The organism is Chryseobacterium sp. Mn2064 (assembly GCF_049319685.1).
Taxonomy (GTDB): Bacteria; Bacteroidota; Bacteroidia; order Flavobacteriales; family Weeksellaceae; genus Chryseobacterium.
Map to the genome: position 1 here is coordinate 30,186 of NZ_JBMOUE010000005.1, position 17,238 is coordinate 47,423.

Annotated in this window: 17 protein-coding genes; 6 read left to right on the plus strand and 11 right to left on the minus strand. The window is 35.7% G+C overall.

Annotated elements, in window-relative coordinates:
- Positions 1 to 415 precede the first annotated feature (415 nt).
- The 5 genes from tssD to tssO form a co-directional block, all read right to left on the minus strand.
- Complete coding sequence (tssD, locus tag ACL9RH_RS17690; protein WP_422694673.1) at positions 416 to 823, minus strand: type VI secretion system tube protein TssD; 408 nt, start codon at positions 821 to 823, stop codon at positions 416 to 418.
- A 457-nt stretch (positions 824 to 1,280) separates the two neighbouring features.
- Positions 1,281 to 3,686: a type VI secretion system protein TssR domain-containing protein gene (tssR, locus tag ACL9RH_RS17695; protein WP_422694674.1), complete on the minus strand. Its 2,406-nt coding sequence runs from the start codon at positions 3,684 to 3,686 to the stop codon at positions 1,281 to 1,283.
- 47 nt (positions 3,687 to 3,733) lie between these two features.
- The gene (locus ACL9RH_RS17700) at positions 3,734 to 4,642 is read right to left on the minus strand and encodes a PKD domain-containing protein (protein WP_422694675.1); all 909 of its coding nucleotides are present in this window, start codon (positions 4,640 to 4,642) and stop codon (positions 3,734 to 3,736) included.
- Between the two features lie 49 nt (positions 4,643 to 4,691).
- Positions 4,692 to 5,216 carry a type VI secretion system transmembrane protein TssO gene (locus ACL9RH_RS17705; RefSeq protein ID WP_422694676.1) on the minus strand — a complete coding sequence of 175 codons (525 nt, stop codon included), beginning with the start codon at positions 5,214 to 5,216 and terminating at the stop codon, positions 4,692 to 4,694.
- 11 nt (positions 5,217 to 5,227) lie between these two features.
- The gene (gene tssO, locus ACL9RH_RS17710; protein WP_422694677.1) at positions 5,228 to 5,740 is read right to left on the minus strand and encodes a type VI secretion system TssO; all 513 of its coding nucleotides are present in this window, start codon (positions 5,738 to 5,740) and stop codon (positions 5,228 to 5,230) included.
- A 203-nt stretch (positions 5,741 to 5,943) separates the two neighbouring features.
- Here tssO and ACL9RH_RS17715 point away from each other — a divergent pair, with 203 nt between their 5' ends.
- From ACL9RH_RS17715 to ACL9RH_RS17735, 5 genes are all read left to right on the plus strand, one after another.
- Positions 5,944 to 6,615, plus strand: coding sequence for a LuxR C-terminal-related transcriptional regulator (locus ACL9RH_RS17715; RefSeq protein WP_422694678.1), 672 nt, complete (start codon positions 5,944 to 5,946; stop codon positions 6,613 to 6,615).
- Positions 6,616 to 6,888: 273 nt separating this feature from the next.
- Positions 6,889 to 7,179: an HU family DNA-binding protein gene (locus ACL9RH_RS17720; RefSeq protein WP_002984212.1), complete on the plus strand. Its 291-nt coding sequence runs from the start codon at positions 6,889 to 6,891 to the stop codon at positions 7,177 to 7,179.
- Between the two features lie 368 nt (positions 7,180 to 7,547).
- Entirely contained in the window at positions 7,548 to 9,107 is a 1,560-nt protein-coding gene (locus tag ACL9RH_RS17725) for an Rne/Rng family ribonuclease (protein ID WP_422694679.1), read from the plus strand.
- A 123-nt stretch (positions 9,108 to 9,230) separates the two neighbouring features.
- Entirely contained in the window at positions 9,231 to 9,698 is a 468-nt protein-coding gene (locus ACL9RH_RS17730) for an OsmC family protein (RefSeq protein WP_422694680.1), read from the plus strand.
- 227 nt (positions 9,699 to 9,925) lie between these two features.
- Positions 9,926 to 10,573 carry a DNA-binding response regulator gene (locus tag ACL9RH_RS17735; protein WP_422694681.1) on the plus strand — a complete coding sequence of 216 codons (648 nt, stop codon included), beginning with the start codon at positions 9,926 to 9,928 and terminating at the stop codon, positions 10,571 to 10,573.
- A gap of 222 nt (positions 10,574 to 10,795) precedes the next feature.
- On the opposite strand, the gene ACL9RH_RS17740 is transcribed toward ACL9RH_RS17735, so the two are convergent.
- From ACL9RH_RS17740 to ACL9RH_RS17765, 6 genes are all read right to left on the minus strand, one after another.
- Positions 10,796 to 12,307, minus strand: a complete 1,512-nt coding sequence (locus ACL9RH_RS17740) for a carboxypeptidase-like regulatory domain-containing protein (RefSeq protein WP_422694682.1) — start codon at positions 12,305 to 12,307, stop codon at positions 10,796 to 10,798.
- An 11-nt stretch (positions 12,308 to 12,318) separates the two neighbouring features.
- The gene (locus ACL9RH_RS17745) at positions 12,319 to 13,683 is read right to left on the minus strand and encodes a CsgG/HfaB family protein (RefSeq protein WP_422694683.1); all 1,365 of its coding nucleotides are present in this window, start codon (positions 13,681 to 13,683) and stop codon (positions 12,319 to 12,321) included.
- A gap of 25 nt (positions 13,684 to 13,708) precedes the next feature.
- Positions 13,709 to 14,119, minus strand: a complete 411-nt coding sequence (locus tag ACL9RH_RS17750) for a curli production assembly/transport component CsgF (protein ID WP_422694684.1) — start codon at positions 14,117 to 14,119, stop codon at positions 13,709 to 13,711.
- Positions 14,120 to 14,130: 11 nt separating this feature from the next.
- The gene (gene csgH, locus ACL9RH_RS17755; RefSeq protein WP_422694685.1) at positions 14,131 to 14,865 is read right to left on the minus strand and encodes a curli-like amyloid fiber formation chaperone CsgH; all 735 of its coding nucleotides are present in this window, start codon (positions 14,863 to 14,865) and stop codon (positions 14,131 to 14,133) included.
- An 11-nt stretch (positions 14,866 to 14,876) separates the two neighbouring features.
- Positions 14,877 to 15,275: a hypothetical protein gene (locus ACL9RH_RS17760; RefSeq protein WP_422694686.1), complete on the minus strand. Its 399-nt coding sequence runs from the start codon at positions 15,273 to 15,275 to the stop codon at positions 14,877 to 14,879.
- Between the two features lie 187 nt (positions 15,276 to 15,462).
- Positions 15,463 to 16,281: a hypothetical protein gene (locus tag ACL9RH_RS17765; protein ID WP_422694687.1), complete on the minus strand. Its 819-nt coding sequence runs from the start codon at positions 16,279 to 16,281 to the stop codon at positions 15,463 to 15,465.
- Positions 16,282 to 16,590: 309 nt separating this feature from the next.
- On the opposite strand from ACL9RH_RS17765, the gene ACL9RH_RS17770 reads away from it, so the two are divergent.
- On the plus strand, positions 16,591 to 17,220 hold the full coding sequence (locus ACL9RH_RS17770) for an NUDIX hydrolase (protein ID WP_422694688.1): 630 nt from the start codon (positions 16,591 to 16,593) through the stop codon (positions 17,218 to 17,220).
- Positions 17,221 to 17,238: the final 18 nt, after the last annotated feature.

Sequence of the window (17,238 nt, forward strand, 5' to 3'; positions counted from 1 at the left end):
TACAACCATTAGATATTGATACTTCTTTTTTAGGATCAATCTTCCCGCTACTATTAGTATAAACAATAGAATCCAATTAAAAATAATGCTTTTTTGAGCCATTTCATAGCAGTCTGTACTCACATCGCAAAAAAGTCCTAAATCAAATGAAGAATTGTATACTAAACGATACCCAAAATAACTGACCATACCGATCAGAAGGTATATTAAAAAAAAACGGATTGTTGCTTTCATGGTTTGTTCTTAACGTATACTTTTTTGTTTTTTTGAATAGTACTAAAGATAAAAATAATTTACAAAACTGCCTTAAAACTAATTGATTTACAAAATATTGTATAAAAATTTCGCAGTCAAAAAAGACTGCCTTCAGTAGAGACAGTCTTTTTCTTATGAATGTTGATAATGTGTATAAATTCTAGCTGCTTGGCCAAAGTCCTGCATATTCTGAAGAACCGTAGTCGATAGTTTCTGCGCTTACTACGAAGCTGATCAGCATACTGTTGCTGTCGATAGCGTCAAAATCAACTTCATGCTGGATAACGTAACCGTTTTTCCAATTTAGTGTGATTAATGTTCCTTCTTCGTGTGATTTGTTGAATGTAACTTCTCCTACTGTTGGTTTGTATTTTCCGTTCAGTAAGCTTTCAAGAATATCAGATTTCTCAGTAGCTTCTACTGTGATTTTGATAAGAGCATTGGAAGGATCTGATGCTACGCGTCCGGAAACGTCTGTAGATCTAGAAACGCTGTAATTCATTTTTAACAGCTTCTGTCCTTCTCCGTTGTTGAATTTTAAGATTCCTCTCGAATTTCTTTCTGCCATGATTGGTAAATTTTAATCGTAATTAATATTTTGTGATTCGGTGATTGTTCAGCAAATATAGAAGGTCTTTTCCTGTAAAAAAAACTTTTCTTCATAAATCTGAAAAATTGTAGTAGTTCTACGATTTTGTGTCGTAATTCTACGACAATGGATTTAATAAAATCACTCAAACAAGCATTGGAAAGTATTTTAGAACTCCTAAAAAAACACAAATAAAAAGGATATTTTACACATAAAAGAGAAATAAACGCTCTAAAAAGCCAAAAATATTCATTATAAATGGATAATTCATCATACCCATTGAGGGCTCAAAATTTTAGTTTCAAAATGGCTCATCTTTGCAAAAACAGAGCTTCAATTTCTACTTTTATCTTCTCATTTTCAAAAAAAAATAAAAAAAGCAGAAGTACGAGCCTTCTGCTTTCAATAATTATAAAAATTAAATATTTGTTTTCTTTTAATGCTTAGTATATTCCGGTTGTTCCGTCGGAATTCTTGTTGGGGTAAAGTATTCGTTCAACCAATAGAAAGTCTGTCCGTTTTGCTGAATTTTTACCGCCGGGTTATTTCTGTTGGCAAGCATTCTATCCGCTAAATCTTTGTAATGATGGAAATAGTTTCTTACGGTTTCGCTGGAAACGATTTTTGATTTTTTCCATCCTTTCAATTTATACTTAGACATCAACTCTTCTTCTGAAAGGTCGAAACCTGTACTCATTCCGACAGCATAAGCCATTGGCATTTCATAAAGAGCGCCTTTATCCAGAAACTTGATGGTCGGGTTATATTTCTTCAGCAACTTCACGTATTCTTTGATCGCTTTAGACTGGCTGAATCCTGGTTTGTCTGCTTCAGTATTTCTATAGACTTCTGTGTAGAATGCTTTTAAGTTATCATATTCTGCTTCAGAAATAAGGATTCCTTTTTCTATACCAGGTGTGAATTCTTTTAATTCTTTAGGGATATAACCTTTTACAAGGAATGGGCTTCCATAGTTGATCAGCTGAGCCGCAATTCCTGCAGAAACCGGATTGGTAAGCCCTGGATACAGATATTTGTATTTCACGTCTACATCTGTTCTTCCTGCTCCCACCGATGAATGGAAATATGCATTCAGAGATTTGTCAACAGTCTGATTATCTAAAGTAACCTGAGAAATAAGGCTGTCTACTGATTTTTTCAGGAACCCCGGAGTTGTGATGTCTCCTTTTTTAGGGAAAATTACAAATCCTTGAGACATACTCTGCTTAGGATAATCTAAAGAGAAAAATCCTGCGTCTCCTTCTACAAGGCTAAAGTTATTTTTGGTAAGAACATCGTATTGGTTAATGAGCTTCTGTTTTTTAAGTTCCGCAATGTTTTTTGCCGTATTGGTTACTACATTTTCGGCCATTAATACAAAATCGTTATAAGTATCTGAAGATCTTGCACTGGTCTGGAACATGATCAGCCTGGCCTGAGCCTGGGTAAGTGAACTGATAACGCTGTACATATTTCCGCTCTGGTTGGCAGATGTTCCTACTGTTACAACAATATTGGTTTCATCGGAAACATTGGAAAGTAGATTTCCTGCTGCAGTAAGCGCTTCCCCAACAGGTTGATAGCCATTATTGCTGGCACAGTTCATTTCATTGGTTTTCTGATCAATAAATGAGCTGATCTTGCTATAGTCTGTACTTAAGTTTGAAACAGAAATATTGTTTCCACAAGGATTATTTTTATATAAAACCACTCCGTATTTTACATTGTTGAAATAAGATGGTTTTTCAAATCTAAGCTGAAGATCCTGCAGCAATGATTTTACAATAGGAGTATAAGGGGTGTTCGGCGCACTGATGTCCAATGCAAAAACAATGTTTATATTCTTATCTCTCTCTGTAATTTCTCTGTACCTGTCAAAGTAAATAGGTTCTCCCAATACGTTAGAAACAAAGTTTTTGCTGTAATCTAAAATATTAGTAAAATATTTCGTTTTTGTATCAGGAGCCGGAGTTTCTTCTAAGGAAAGATTCACAGGGAAGATATTTTCAAGAGGAGTTCTCTTGTTGACTTCTGTAAGAAGTACCGCAGTCTTATTTTCAGCATCGGAAGCTGAACCTCCGGGATATCCTTCGTGAATTCCCAAAGCTGATTCGTTAATTCCTGTTGTATTTTTCAGTTTTATAGCAGAACGTTCGCCCCACGAAGAGATTACGTTGGAGCTTACCCATCCGTAAAGCCCTGTATTGATGCTATCTATATCTATTGAAGGTCTCTTACCTACTAAAAATCTTTTGTTATTTTCAGCCTGTTTATAGACGTATACGATCTGACCGTTAGGAATTTTTACTTTAGCATTTTCAATAAGGCTTGGTGAGTTGAACACCATGATAGAGTCATTTTTATAATACCTTTCAGCGTTTCTGATAACTTCACTATTGCTTGGTACTACTGCGACTCTTACCGGATACCCTGTTTTTTCGCTTTTTAAGGAGTTGTTCCAAAGAAGCAAATCAGATTCATGAATCCAGCCGTATGTTTTAACTGATTTTGGTGAAACTTTTTTCATTAAAGCATCCGGAACATATTCCGCTACTTTCACCATTCCGTCTCTATGTTTTAAAACCATCAAAGGTTCAAGGAACTTTACTTCTTTGTATGATTTTTCGTTGTCTTTGTCTAAATAAGCCGTATTTCTGGATCTGTCGGAAATAACGATCCAGGGAGTAGACTTTTTAGGATACCCATTGACTACAGGAGAGCTGTCTATCTGCCCATACTGGGAAGGTTCAGGCGTCTTCTTTGATGGAAGCTTTACCTGACAACTCGTCAACAATACCGATAGTCCTATATAATATGCTGCTAGAGGAAATTTATTTTTCATCCTATTTTATCTTTTTATGATTGGCACATCCGTACAAACGGACGATATTATTTGCTTTGATTGATATCTACTTTAGTGACACAGTTTTGTTTATCATCCAGGTTCACTTTTACTGTCTGGATCACCACGTTTTTGTCAAACTGAAGACCGGCACAATACATATAGAAGTTATTTGCCTTACTGTCATTTACCTTTACTACCGTGTTTTCGTTGTTACACAAGTATGTTTTCAACAGGTAATTATAGTGCATATTGAAACTGTTTCCGTTGGCAATCTGCTGCAGGTGATATTTGAAATCGCTGTCAACCTTTGCATAAGAATCTTCTACTGATACTTCATCTTCTGCAAGAGCGTCATAAACAGGAAGAATTTTGATACGGTGATAGATTGGCTCTTCTGTTTCTTCTGTGTATAAAGTAACCAGATAATCTCCCGGCTTTTTATAAGAATAAATAGTAAACTTGTCTTTAGAGTCTGTATTTCCCGTCTCTCCGAATTTCCATGCAAATTGTTTTGCTTCAGAAACGGCACGAAACTGTACGTTTTCGTTCTGCATAGCCTGTAGTGGTGCTTCAATTGTTGTTTTAGCCTTCACCGTATCTTTGGCTTTAATGCTTCTTGCCGATACCATTACCGGGAAAGATTTTGTGTACTTGTTGTCCACAATAAGACTCACCTGATAGTATCCCGGTTTATTATAGAAGTGAATCCCTGTATTTTTATCAGAAGTAGTACCGTCTCCGAAATTCCATCTTTTGGTTTTTGCAAATTGGGTTTTATCTTCAAATAAAAGGGTATCTCCTACCGCCAGTGAAGACGGATAAACCACTCCAACAATATCGTCGGCAGAGTGTATCACTTTTTTCTGCAGCCATAGAGCCACAAGTGCAGCAATGAGCAAGGTTGCGATAACACCGATAATAATGTTTTTCTTGTTCTTTTGAAAATAATTCATAATTAAGTAATTGTGATGTGTTTTATAGTTCCTAGTATTTAAATTTTGTTTACTGCATTCTTTCCTTTAATGCTTTTTCACGGTCATAAAGTTTGTTCTGCTTATCTTTAAATCCAATTCGACATTCTTCTACCTGCTTCTGAAAGATCTTAATGTCTTCAGTAGTTGTAGAAATTACTTTCTTGTCGTCGAAATACATTTTATAGAATTTTGCAATCTGAGGATAAGCATCTTTTCGGATGTCGATTACGTCATAGCCATTAAAGTAGCTGTTGAGATCGTTTACACCTAGCTGGATATTATTTTCCACAAAGGGCTGTGGTGCTTCATTGGTAAGTTTGCTGATCATGGTATAAGTACTGTCCATGATGGGTAGAATTACTTTTTGGTGGCGTTCAAATTCTGCTTTTTGTTCAAGATTCTGGATTCCTCTTACGTCTTCATCGGAAAACGGAGATACAAATCCTTTTAAAAAGATAACCCCCAAAAATAACATGGCTGTTACAAGCATTAGTATCAAATAAAAAAACTGATAATGCCTTTCTTTCTTAGATAGTGTGATTTGTCCTTGCATATCTTTTCTTTTTATTTCTTTTTCTTACTTCCGGTGAAGTTTCGGGTAGGGTCTATTCTAAGCTGATTGTTTGTAACCCTTACTTTGCCAATACATTCATCAAGATCTCTTAAAACTCTCTTTTTGTCGGTTTCTACCTCAATGATTTTGGCTTTCAAATTCATCATAGGAACGATCTGCTTCATCAGTATTGCATAATGCTTAAAGCTTTGGGCACTGTCTTTACCCATAATATTCTGAGCATCCCTCACGTTATCCATAATACTGGTTCTGAGGAAAATGTCATTATCCACCTTATTAATACTAAGCTGGTTCATTTTTTCATAAATATCATCAATATGATCTTTCAGTACATCGCTTCGAAGCATCAGTTCTTTATAAGCTTCTGCTTCTCGGCTGATTCCTTCCCGCTGTATATCATAACTCTTAAAGAAGAGAAATAGACAAGCAAAAGATACCACCGACAAAACGGCAAAAGATAGTATAAACTTCCAAATGCCTATTCTGACGTCAGATTTGTTCAATTTTTTTTCCCTGTTCGAAGACATAATTTGCGATTTGTTTGGCCTGTGAAAATATAAAAAAAAAATTTTATGCACAATACGTAATTTCCCCGTGGCGGTTTCGTGAAATCCCTGATTAACTTAATATTAATTTTCATTTTAATAAGTTTTTCCTAAATTAGGCCTCTGAATTTTAAATATCAGTTGCCAAATCGATATTAAGAATGAGTAAAATATTATCTAATACCGTACGTTTTTCTATTGCAGACAGTGATTTTTATTTTAAAAAAATAATGATCAAAACACTGATGGAAAATCCTTTCTATATGCTTCTAAATGACTGTAATAACGGGCATGAGCTTGTGAACAGAATATACAGAAGACAGGAAGACGTGTTCGTTATTGAACTCTTTATGCCGGTATTAAGCGGAATTGAAGCCATTAAGTACATCAGGAAAAACAATACTGAAACTCCTATTATCACCTATTCCAACACGTATCAGGAAGATATGGCTGATATTCTTTCAAAGATTCCTAATATATATTACTGTCAGAAAAAAAGTACCATTATTAAGGATATTATTAAAGGAAGTATTGCTTCTGAAGATTTCGACTATCAGTCTTACTCTAAAGAATGGGAGCAGCAGCCACTGGCCGTGCAAGAATATATGGACCGTCAGAAAAAGGGCCAGGAAGAGCTTTCTCCTGCTGAAATACAGCTTATGAGATTCTGCTATGAGGGATTCAGTAACAAAGAAATTGCGGAAAAACTTAACCTGAGTACAAGAACCATCGATACCTATATCAATCGTCTTACAGAAAAACTGGGCCTTAAAACCAAACTTCATCTTATTCGTTTTTGTGTAGAAAATGGTTATTATAATTCCAGCCTTTAAGAAGGAAAATCAGGAACAGAAAATTTTACACGGGTTGGAACAGAAAACCTTGATAAATATCAATATAAGTCGTTTTTTCAAAATATTTCCATAGTTTTTTATATTATTATTGTACTATGTTATTTTATTATTAATTTAGCTGCGGCCGCCTTAATATAGAGTATACATGAAAACGTCCAACTCTCTGAACAAAAATATTTTGCCACTAATTTGCTAGTATTCAATTTTTTTAACTAAATTTGCACACCTAAAATTTAAAATTAAAATAAGGAAATGACAAAGGCAGAATTGGTAAACACCATCTCAAATAAGTTGGGAACAGAAAAGAATGAAACACAGAAAGTTGTAGAAGCTTTTATGCAGGAGATCAGAACTTCTATGTATAATGGGGATAACGTTTATCTGAGAGGTTTTGGATCTTTTATCATTAAAACAAGAGCTGCTAAAACAGGAAGAAATATTTCTAAGAATACTGCGATTGAGATTCCTGCTCATAACATTCCTGCTTTCAAACCTTCAAAATCTTTTGTTGAGAAAGTAAAAACTAAAGTTGCAGTAAAATAAGAACATTAACTGAATATTAACTAGTTACTAAAAAATTAAAATTATGCCAAGCGGAAAGAAAAGAAAAAGACACAAGGTTGCGACTCACAAAAGAAAGAAAAGAAGAAGAGCGAACAGACATAAGAAAAAATAATCTCCTCTTCTCGAGATTTACAATATAATAATATAGTTGGTGGTTTTAAATTTCTAAAGTTCACCGACTATATTTTTGTTTGCAACTATAAGATTTCGCGGAAAACGGATGGTTTCAAATATTATTTTAATAAAAATATAATGATTTTCATTCAAAATCCTTATATTTATTAGATGAATTAATCGACAACATTACCGAATTTCCTATAATCTTAAAATTTTTATCTTATACCAAAATGAAGAAAGAACTAATAGTTTCGCATGAAGATGATCTTACAAAGATTGCCCTGCTGGAAGACGGAAGACTATGTGAACTTCATGAGCAAGAAGACAAAAGCGATTTTATAGTTGGAGATCTGTTTATAGGAAAAGTAAAAAAGCTGGCTCCTAACCTGAATGCGGCATTCGTAAATATAGGATATGATAAGGATGCATTTCTGCATTATCAGGATCTGGGCCCTCAATATCTTACATACAGAAAGTTTTTAAGAGATACTATTTCTAAAAAACAAACTACTTCAAGCTTAAAAAATTTCGAGATACAACCCGAAATAGATAAAAACGGAACGGTAGATAAAGTAATTGCCAAAGACGATGTCGTTTTGCTGCAGATTACCAAAGAACCTATCTCTACCAAAGGCCCCAGAATATCTACCCAGATTTCACTTACGGGACGTTTTCTGGTATTAATTCCTTTCGACAACAAAGTTTCTATTTCCAAAAAAATCAGAAGCGCTGAGGAAAAAGAAAGACTAAGAACCCTTATCGACAGCATCAAACCTGAAGGTTTTGGGGTAATTATCAGAACAGTTGCCGAAGGAAAAAAAGTAGCAGACCTTCATAATGATATGAACCAGCTGGTTCAAAAATGGGAAAGCACTTTCAAAAACATCCAGAAAAACAAAGTTCCATCCAAAGTTTTAAGCGAAGAAGACAAAGCTTCAGCTATTTTAAGGGACAATTTTAATCAGGATTTCGTGAATATTATCTGTGATGACGAGCAGATGGTGAATGAAATGAAAAATTACGTCGAAGTAATTGCTCCTGAAAAGAAAAATATTGTTCAGTTTTATGATTCTCATATTCCTCTTCTGGAATATTACAATGTTGAAAAACAGCTAAAACAGAGCTTCGGAAAACACGTTAACATTCCAAGTTCTAAAGGCGCTTATCTTGTTATTGAACACACAGAAGCACTTCACGTGGTAGACGTCAACTCCGGAAACAATATTACCACCGGAACCGCCGTCAACAAAGAACACGCACTGAAAGTGAACAAAATGGCAGCCACCGAAATCGCAAGACAGCTTCGTCTGCGTGATATGGGAGGTATCATTGTAATCGACTTCATCGATATGCCAAACTCTGATCATAGAAGAGATCTCTATGAGCACCTTAAAGAGGAAATGAAGCGCGACAAAGCTCGCCACAAAATACTTCCTCCAAGTAAATTTGGACTGATCCAGATCACCAGACAAAGAAACCGTCCGGAGAAACAGATTGAAACCAAAGAAGAAAACCCGAACAAAGACGGAGAAATTGTAGCTCCTATCGTTATCGTGGAAAGAATGGGTGAAACTTTAAGAAATATCCTGCAGAAAGAAAAAGGAAAAATCTACCTGCACGTACACCCTTTCGTAGAAGCCTACCTAACCAAAGGCATCAAAAGTATCCAAATGAAATGGTTCATTAAATACAAAAAATGGGTAACCATTGTACCAAGGGATTCTTTTAAATATTTAGAATACAAGATCTACAATTCCAAAAAAGAAGAATTGATAGAATTCTCTAATTAAGACAAAATTCAAACCTCTAGTTTCTACTGGAGGTTTTTTATTGTTCTGAAGAGGTTATTACTAAAAAACATCCTTACATTTAAACTGGCGTGAACCAATATAATTTTACTATAGATTTACAGTATGAAAAAGCACCATTACAAAACCATGATCCACTGGACAGGCAATAAAGGAACCGGAACGAGCAGCTATAAAGATTACGAAAGAAGCCATACTATTTCAGCAGAAAATAAAATTACGATTGAAGCTTCCTCTGATCCTGCATTCCGTGGAGATAAAACGAAATACAATCCCGAAGAAATGTTACTCTCCTCCCTATCGTCCTGTCATATGCTTTGGTACCTCCATTTCTGTTCTCAAGCGGGAATTATTGTAACAGATTATACAGACGAAGCTATAGGAATAATGAATGAAACGACTAATGGAAGCGGGTATTTTGCAGAAGTTACTCTACATCCTATTATTACGGTAACAGAGGAGTCAATGATTGAAACTGCCAAGGAACTTCATCATAAAGCTAATGAATATTGCTTCATCGCTAACTCGGTTAATTTTCCTGTAAAACATATCCCCACAGTGTTAGTTAAATAAATTCATTCTCAATAAAAAAATCACCTAACTACCTATATCACTACATTTTCACAACAATAATTCTAACTTTTTCAATAAAAACTCAACAAAAAGAGATTTATTTACAAAATAAACAACAAAAACAATATTTCATTACGAATAAATACGCATAAAATTGAAAATATCTGACAATTACCATTCAAATGTGAAGTTTTTTTTATATTTTTATATAAATAAAACAAACCATGATGAAACCAAAATTAACGATTTTTGATGAACCCATTCTGTATACTGAAGGGTTATCAAAACTACTTACACAAAGCAAAATTTTCAATACCATTGATATTTGTAATTCCCTGGAAACCCTTTCCAGACACTTAAAAGAAGAGCCCCCCGAAATTCTTGTGATGAGTTCCAATATGCTAATGCTTACCGAACTTTATAAAGTCATAGAAAATGTTATTTCCGAGCATAATAGCATTAAAATTATCATTATCGGAAACTGTTATGATATGATTGATATCAGAAAGCTTTTCAACAAGGGTATCAAAAGTTATCTTGATAAAAACAGCAACTATAATGAGTTTTTAAAATCGATCAACGCTCTCCTACTCAACGAAATTTATATTTGTGATCATGCAAAAGAAAGGATGATCAGTTTCATCAGTAATGAGCAGGATAAACGAAATCCACACATCAAGGAACCTCTTACCCGTCGTGAAATGGAAATCCTTAAATTGATCTGCGATGGGCTAAGCAGTAAAGATATCTCAGAAAAACTTTTTATCAGCATCAATACGGTAGAAACACATAGAAAAAGAATTCTTTTAAAACTTAATGCCAAAAATTCTGTAGGCATCGTAAAATACGCGATCGAAAACCATATTATAGACTGAACAATCTATTTATACAGAACACAAACAATTCCGGGCCGTACGGCCCGGAATTGTTTTATCCATAAACTTTTGTTAGCATGAAAAAATTTTATGATAAAGCCCACTCAAAAAAGATGAAAAAACCAGAGGCAAGACCTGCAAGTATCATAAGAATTCTTAGACTTGAAGGCTTGAACTTTAAACCCTATTCCGGTCTTTCATCTTTAAAGCTGACTAAACTGATTATTCGTAGTCCGGCATCTCTCCATTAGTAAAAACGGATGACCTTGAAAGATCTGTCATACTGCTGTTCAGATCAATCACCATAATATTCTTCTGTGAGATATTATCATTGGAAGTATTCATAAAGATCACCTGTGCGTTATTTGGTGAGAATCTTGGATCGAGATCGTTGGTTCCCATTGGTTTTTCGCTTTCTGCAGAGATATCATTTACGGTATCATTGGTGAGATTGTAGATAAAAATATGAGTATCGAGCTGACGATAGTTTCCACTTCCATCCTGATATCCGGAAATATCACGGGTAAAGAGAAGAAGTTGTCCGTCTATGGAGAAGTTCAATCCCCCGCTGGCTCCTGAAGCACCTGTTAAAACCGTTTTCATAACATTACCGTTTGTATCAATAACATAGATTTTAGTATTATAGCCGCTATAGTCGTTGGTTTTGAGAGCTATTTTACTTCCATCATAGCTCCAGTCACATTCTGAGATCATACTTCCATCAGGAGTTGTATATATCAGGTTCAGACCACTGCCATCTTTATTAATCCTATAGAGTTTATTAAAGTTTGAATAAATGATCTCCTGTCCGTTGGTACTCCAGGAAAAGTCCATTTCATAATTATTAAAACCTGCGGCAGCCACCGTTGTCACTTTAAAAGGATTGGAACCATCAGGATTGACTGTATAAATATGGGTACTTCCACCTTCCGTACGAAGAAATGCAATAAGGCCGGCATTATTATTTTTCCTTGGTCTCCAACTGTTGTAAGATGAACTCGTAAGCTGAAAGCTATTACCCTGTCCGTCACTTGAAATGATCACGAAATTACCGTTCTGTTTCTGTACATAATGATACCTGTTGACAGGAACTGTATTGGTGGTAAATTTACTGATCTGACTTAAAACTGGCTGGTGAATGCCGTCCGAAACAGACACCTGCCAGAAGTAACTTACACCAAACTTCAAATTTGAAAGCGTATAATGATTAGCCGTCAAATCATTAACCTGAATCACATTAGTGTCAAGATTATTTTTAATTGTCAAACTGTACTTTAAGACATCCGTAGTATCAGGATCTGTGGCATTCCAGGTCAATTCAACACTTAAGGGCTGATTAACCGCATTATCAATCGGACTGAGCAGCTGCGGTGCCGTGGGAGGAGAATTGAGTGAAGTATCATCACTCATCTCAAAAACAACCGTTACCACCTGATTTTGATTCTGTATATTAACGGCCTGGAAATTGGTTATGTATCCTGAAAGTTCTGCCTTTACAGAATAATTTCCTATGGGCATAGATGGAATCTCAAAGGATCCGTCTGCAGCACTGAAAACCGTTTGTGTAGTAGGTGTGGTGAAAATCTTCACATTGGCAAGAGGTACATTACTTCCTCTTTTTACTACTTTTCCTTTTAAAGCTCCTGTCTGAGCCTGTTCTACAAGATCTTCACTACATGAAAACAGACAAAAGGCAAAGATCAATATGCTGAATATTTTTATTAGAGTTTTCATAATTCGTGTTTTTATTTGTTTCCAAGGTAAAAATTGATTCCCAATGCAAAGCGTAAAGCCTGGTCTTTTCTTTTTCCGTTTACAAGGCCTTCCCAATCGTCTTTGAAACCGAGATCATACTGAGCAGAAGCTCTGACAGAAACGGTATGGCCAAGCATATATTCAAGTCCGCCTCCCAACTGTCCCTTATACTGAGGTTTATATTTCGAATACATCGCACCGGCCCCACCATAAATAAAAGGGCTGAATCTATATTTTGGAAAAAGGAGATATTCAAGATTAACTTCAGGAACGAAATAGTTTCGTTTTACAATATTTGTATTCTCAATGGTAAAATAACTTCCGTTGAGCTCTACATTAAAATTTGGATTGAGAAAATATTTAAATCCAAGTTTTCCTCCTACGTTCATTTTAGGATTTACATAATCATCTCTTACTTTCTGTGCCTCTACATTGGCAAATACGGACATTTTCTGTCTGCCATATTCCGGAAATCGGTTTCCTATTACTCTTCCGTTGTTTTGTTCCTGCTCATTGTTGTATTCATTGATCAAAGATTGATAGCCATTTGTTCCATCTACTGCTTTTCCCCAGATCTTGTCTCTTATTCCCTCTACAATCAGAGATTTTACAGCTTTTTCAATAGCCTCGGTTACAGCAAGTTGAACAGGTTCGTTTTGGGTAAGTCCCACTTCCGCTTCCAAAAGTCTTTCCGTATCAATGTATCTGAAAAAACTTCCGTTTACGCTGGTAGAAAGTATGGTTTTTGAGGTATAAACAGTTTTAAGAATTTCCCCGTTAAGTGTAGAAACAGCGCGCAGATAGATAGTAATTCTGTCCTGGCGATATTGGGTAGAAGCTCCTATACCGAAATATCTGGCTCCAAGCCCGCCCGTCAAAATATTACTGTCATAAGAAATAACACCGCCTTCCAGAAGAATTCCGGCATAGAGAAGCGGTGGCAGTGACTGGCTGTTTTTATCGGCGTCTTTTATATATTCCTGTCTTGTAGAGCGGATGATTTGTCTTTCGTTGAGAAGATTGGCAATATTTTCTCTTTCAATAGGAATAAACCATCTGCTGTCTTCCAATGCTTTAATAAGGATTGTTGTCGTTCCCTGAGGTACGGCAGTACTCCAGTTATTTCCGGTTTCTGAAGGTTTGTATTGCCCGGTTTGGTCTCTGAATTTATAAACTCCTATTACAATTTTCTCTTTAGGCAAAGGAAGGTTTTTGAGTTCTGTAGTGGAAGTTGTAATCTCCCCAAGTGTAGGTTTTTCGGGATCGGAAGGCAAGCCAAAGATAGAACTACAGGCCTGCAAAACACATAGCAGAAAACTACAGAAAAAAATTCTGGTGTAAGTGTAAGTTCTCATGGTAAGTTCTTTTTTTAGTTAGTATTTATTTTGGAATTACGATCTCGGACTGATCGCCTGTACTGGTATCCAAAATATTGATCAAAAGTCCTTGGTTGGTAGTAGTGATCTGTAAATAGAGGGATCCGAAGAGATAATTTCCGGGTTTCAGACTTCCCTCTCCAAACTGATCTTCAAACAATTTTCTTGACAGTTCGCTCAGCACCTGTCTGTTGATACTTTGTGTGAAGCTGTCGAGAGAATTCACACGATCCAGCAGGTCGCTGTAATTATTTTTTTCATCAAACTGATTTTGTGCATTTGCGGAGCTTAGAAGCCATTGATAGTTAAAAGTATCACCTCCAAATGCAGGATTGATCGGTTTATAAACAAGTTGTTGAGATTTTCCGTAAAAAATACCAGCAATAAAGATCAAAATAATGGTTAAAGTTTTCATAGCGGACATTTTTAGTAGATAAATTCATTTTTAATGAGGTTTTTCTTGGCGTTAAATTCTTTGATATATTTTAAACTATAGGTAAGCTGTTCCTGTAAATAATCTTCTCCTGGGTTGGTCATAAAACTGTAAATCACTTTATCATCTATCTGAATATTGATCTGACCACTTGTTCCACGGAGAGGCAGTTCAGAAATGGTGATAATGCTGTTGCTTTTATCAGGTTGTTGGCTGTACTGCATATAAAACAGGTCATAAAAATCTTTTCCTACCTTCGTTTTAGTTTCATCAATGGTAAGTCCTTTGAGTTCAAAAGCTGCATCTTCTTCTTCTATTTTGGCTGATTTTTTCCTGAAAAGATCGCCATTAAGTTCTACGCTGTCTTTGGCTATCAATTTCTGGGTTTCTTCATCCCGGATATATAGAAAAGCTTTCAAAGCATCTGCCCGGTCAAGGTTTACACTGGTTTCGGAGAGAACTTTCACTTCATTAGGATTGATTGAAAATTTGCCACTCTGCTGATTTTTGGAAAGATTTCCGCTTCCACCTTTTTTGATGGATACCAAAAGATAATTCAGTTCTTTATAAACAGGAGTATTGTTGGCGACAACGGCTTTAAGTCTGATCTGATTTTCGATGGGGCTCTGTTCCAGCCTTGCAATTACTTTTTTATCTTCCTGCCCGTAAGTGTGAACAGACAGGAAGATCAAAAAAGTGTACAGACTTCTGGAGTATAAAATTTTCATCACCTGTGTTTTTAATAATTTCTCACGAAAATAGTTTTGTTGTCTCCTTTTACATTAATCTGCATTCCATCGGACACACTGTTACTTCCTGTAACATCAATAATATTGTTATTTCCCTGTGCCGTAATGCTTGTTTTGTTTTCTTTATCGGTAAAAGAATTGATAAAATAGAGCGTATTATAATCTCCCAACTGTTTTACATCAATATCTGTTTTGGCATTCAAAGAAAGTTCTGCCTTGTTGTAATCACCTATTTGAATAACATTGGAGTAATAAAGATCCTGTCCCAAATGCTGTTCGGTGATGATATTGAAGATCGTGTTGCTGTTGATTTTATCCCAGTCGATTTGCTGTGCGTGTAAGGGAAGTACAATAAAAGAAAACAATACCCCCCATCCTAAGTTAAACATGGTATGTGTTTTTATTATATTAAAGGTACATCAATTGAATATCGAGAAAAACACGTATTACAGGGAATTATAAAAACTCACGGTTTCCCGGTATATTTCAAGCCAAAATAAAAAGGAGAAACAATGCAATGCTGATTATTTCTCCTTTAGTTTCTAAGATGTACAGCATTATTGCCATAGAGCTTATTTAGTTGGATTGATTTACAATCATTGAGTTGGCATTACCAATCTGAGTTCCTAAATGTACATGAGAATCACCAGTCTGAGTTACCCAGGTAAAGTTTCCGTTACCCATCTGTAAGTCCACAGCTGTATTGGAGTTACCTAACTGAACTTGATATAATTGGTTACTGTTACCTACCTGCATACCTACAGCCGTGTTATCATCACCAATTTGAACAGATCCAGCTACATTACTGTTACCAAGTTGAACATGAGTAGCACTGTTATCATCTCCGTCCTGATACTGAACAAGTAAGTTACTAGATCCTACCTGAAGACCATTAGCTTCATTTCTTCTTCCAGACTGTATTTGATACATTGCATTATTTGCGCCTAGCTGAATGGCAGAAGCATCATTTCTTCTTCCATCCTGATATTGAATAACAGAGTTACCCACCCCCACTTGTACTGAAGAAGCATCATTTCTTCTTCCTATCTGAGTTTGTTCTGTAGAATTCAGAAGTCCAATCTGTAAAGTAGAAGCAGAGTTTCTATTTCCTTGTTGCAGTACGTCATTGGAGTTTCCAATACCGATTTGGTCTACATCTACGGAGTTTCTGTTCCCAATACTTTGTGCAGTATTCACATTTAAGATTCCTACCTGATCAATATCTGCTGTATTACGATTTCCGGTCTGTGTTAAAGAATTCATATTCAAAAGACCTGTCTGATCTACAGTTGCTACATTCAAGTTTCCTGTTTGGCTAGTCACATCAATATTAAACTGAGCGAAGCCAAAGCTCATGGCCAATAGTGTAAATACACCTGTAAGTAAATTTTTCATTTTGATAAAATTAATTGGTTAATAGTATGACAAAGGTATAGGGTACCACAAAATGAAAAACCACCATCAAAGTGTAAATTTTAAAAATCACGGTTTACGGTTGAGGAAGTCATTATTTCTGGTAACCCAATCTATCGGAATCATCACCGGAATCCGTGAGGGAAAAACCCGGAAAAAGAAACGTCGACAATTGCAGTTTTTTACCTTCAATACTACATTTTCGGCTTTTACCTCTCAACTTATCATTCTACATAGGTTAATATATGTTAAGTGTCTTATTTCTTCGAGATATATTATTAAATTTGAGCTATGGAAAGTTTTGGAAAAGATTTATTACGAAAAATAAAAAGTGTCGCTCTTCCCGGCGAACCTGCTCATGGAGTATTTTCTCCTCCCTATCGACCCGTTTTTACCTACGATGAAGTACTCTCGAAAAATCCCAAATTTGCTGCAGTGAACATCGTTTTGTATTTAAAAGACAACGAGTGGTATTTTCCATTAATCCAAAGAACGATCAATGAGCACGACAGACATAGCGGTCAGATTTCATTACCCGGCGGAAAGCGTGAGGAAATGGACAAAGATTTCGCAGAAACTGCTGTACGGGAAACATCAGAAGAAATTGGCATTGATAAACATTATGTAAGGATCATCAGAGAAATGTCTCCAATATATATTCCACCAAGTAATTTTTATGTGTATCCTTACATCTCCTACACGAAAAAAAATCCGGCTTTCATCCTCCAGCAAAGTGAAGTAGAGGAAACCATTGAATTTCCTATCACTTCATTTTTAAGTTTACCCGACACTCCGGAGATCATGGCACTTCCCACTGCCGGAGGGCATGAAGTTCCTGTTATCAACTTCAATGGATATATTATCTGGGGAGCTACAGCCATGATATTAAGTGAATTCAGTCAGTTGCTGAAAAAAATGTAACTTTGCACTACCGTGTTT

Coding starts and splice junctions, on each gene's coding strand:
- ACL9RH_RS17750 (WP_422694684.1), bottom strand. CDS start 14,119: ATGAAAACTTTAACCATTATTTTGATCTTTATTGCTGGTATTTTTTAC.
- ACL9RH_RS17765 (WP_422694687.1), bottom strand. CDS start 16,281: ATGAAAAATTTACTTACAGGTGTATTTACACTATTGGCCATGAGCTTT.
- ACL9RH_RS17700 (WP_422694675.1), bottom strand. CDS start 4,642: ATGAATTATTTTCAAAAGAACAAGAAAAACATTATTATCGGTGTTATC.
- tssR (WP_422694674.1), bottom strand. CDS start 3,686: ATGAAAAATAAATTTCCTCTAGCAGCATATTATATAGGACTATCGGTA.
- ACL9RH_RS17715 (WP_422694678.1), top strand. CDS start 5,944: ATGAGTAAAATATTATCTAATACCGTACGTTTTTCTATTGCAGACAGT.
- csgH (WP_422694685.1), bottom strand. CDS start 14,865: ATGAAAATTTTATACTCCAGAAGTCTGTACACTTTTTTGATCTTCCTG.
- ACL9RH_RS17720 (WP_002984212.1), top strand. CDS start 6,889: ATGACAAAGGCAGAATTGGTAAACACCATCTCAAATAAGTTGGGAACA.
- tssD (WP_422694673.1), bottom strand. CDS start 823: ATGGCAGAAAGAAATTCGAGAGGAATCTTAAAATTCAACAACGGAGAA.
- ACL9RH_RS17725 (WP_422694679.1), top strand. CDS start 7,548: ATGAAGAAAGAACTAATAGTTTCGCATGAAGATGATCTTACAAAGATT.
- ACL9RH_RS17745 (WP_422694683.1), bottom strand. CDS start 13,683: ATGAGAACTTACACTTACACCAGAATTTTTTTCTGTAGTTTTCTGCTA.
- ACL9RH_RS17740 (WP_422694682.1), bottom strand. CDS start 12,307: ATGAAAACTCTAATAAAAATATTCAGCATATTGATCTTTGCCTTTTGT.
- ACL9RH_RS17705 (WP_422694676.1), bottom strand. CDS start 5,216: ATGCAAGGACAAATCACACTATCTAAGAAAGAAAGGCATTATCAGTTT.
- ACL9RH_RS17730 (WP_422694680.1), top strand. CDS start 9,231: ATGAAAAAGCACCATTACAAAACCATGATCCACTGGACAGGCAATAAA.
- ACL9RH_RS17770 (WP_422694688.1), top strand. CDS start 16,591: ATGGAAAGTTTTGGAAAAGATTTATTACGAAAAATAAAAAGTGTCGCT.
- ACL9RH_RS17760 (WP_422694686.1), bottom strand. CDS start 15,275: ATGTTTAACTTAGGATGGGGGGTATTGTTTTCTTTTATTGTACTTCCC.
- ACL9RH_RS17735 (WP_422694681.1), top strand. CDS start 9,926: ATGAAACCAAAATTAACGATTTTTGATGAACCCATTCTGTATACTGAA.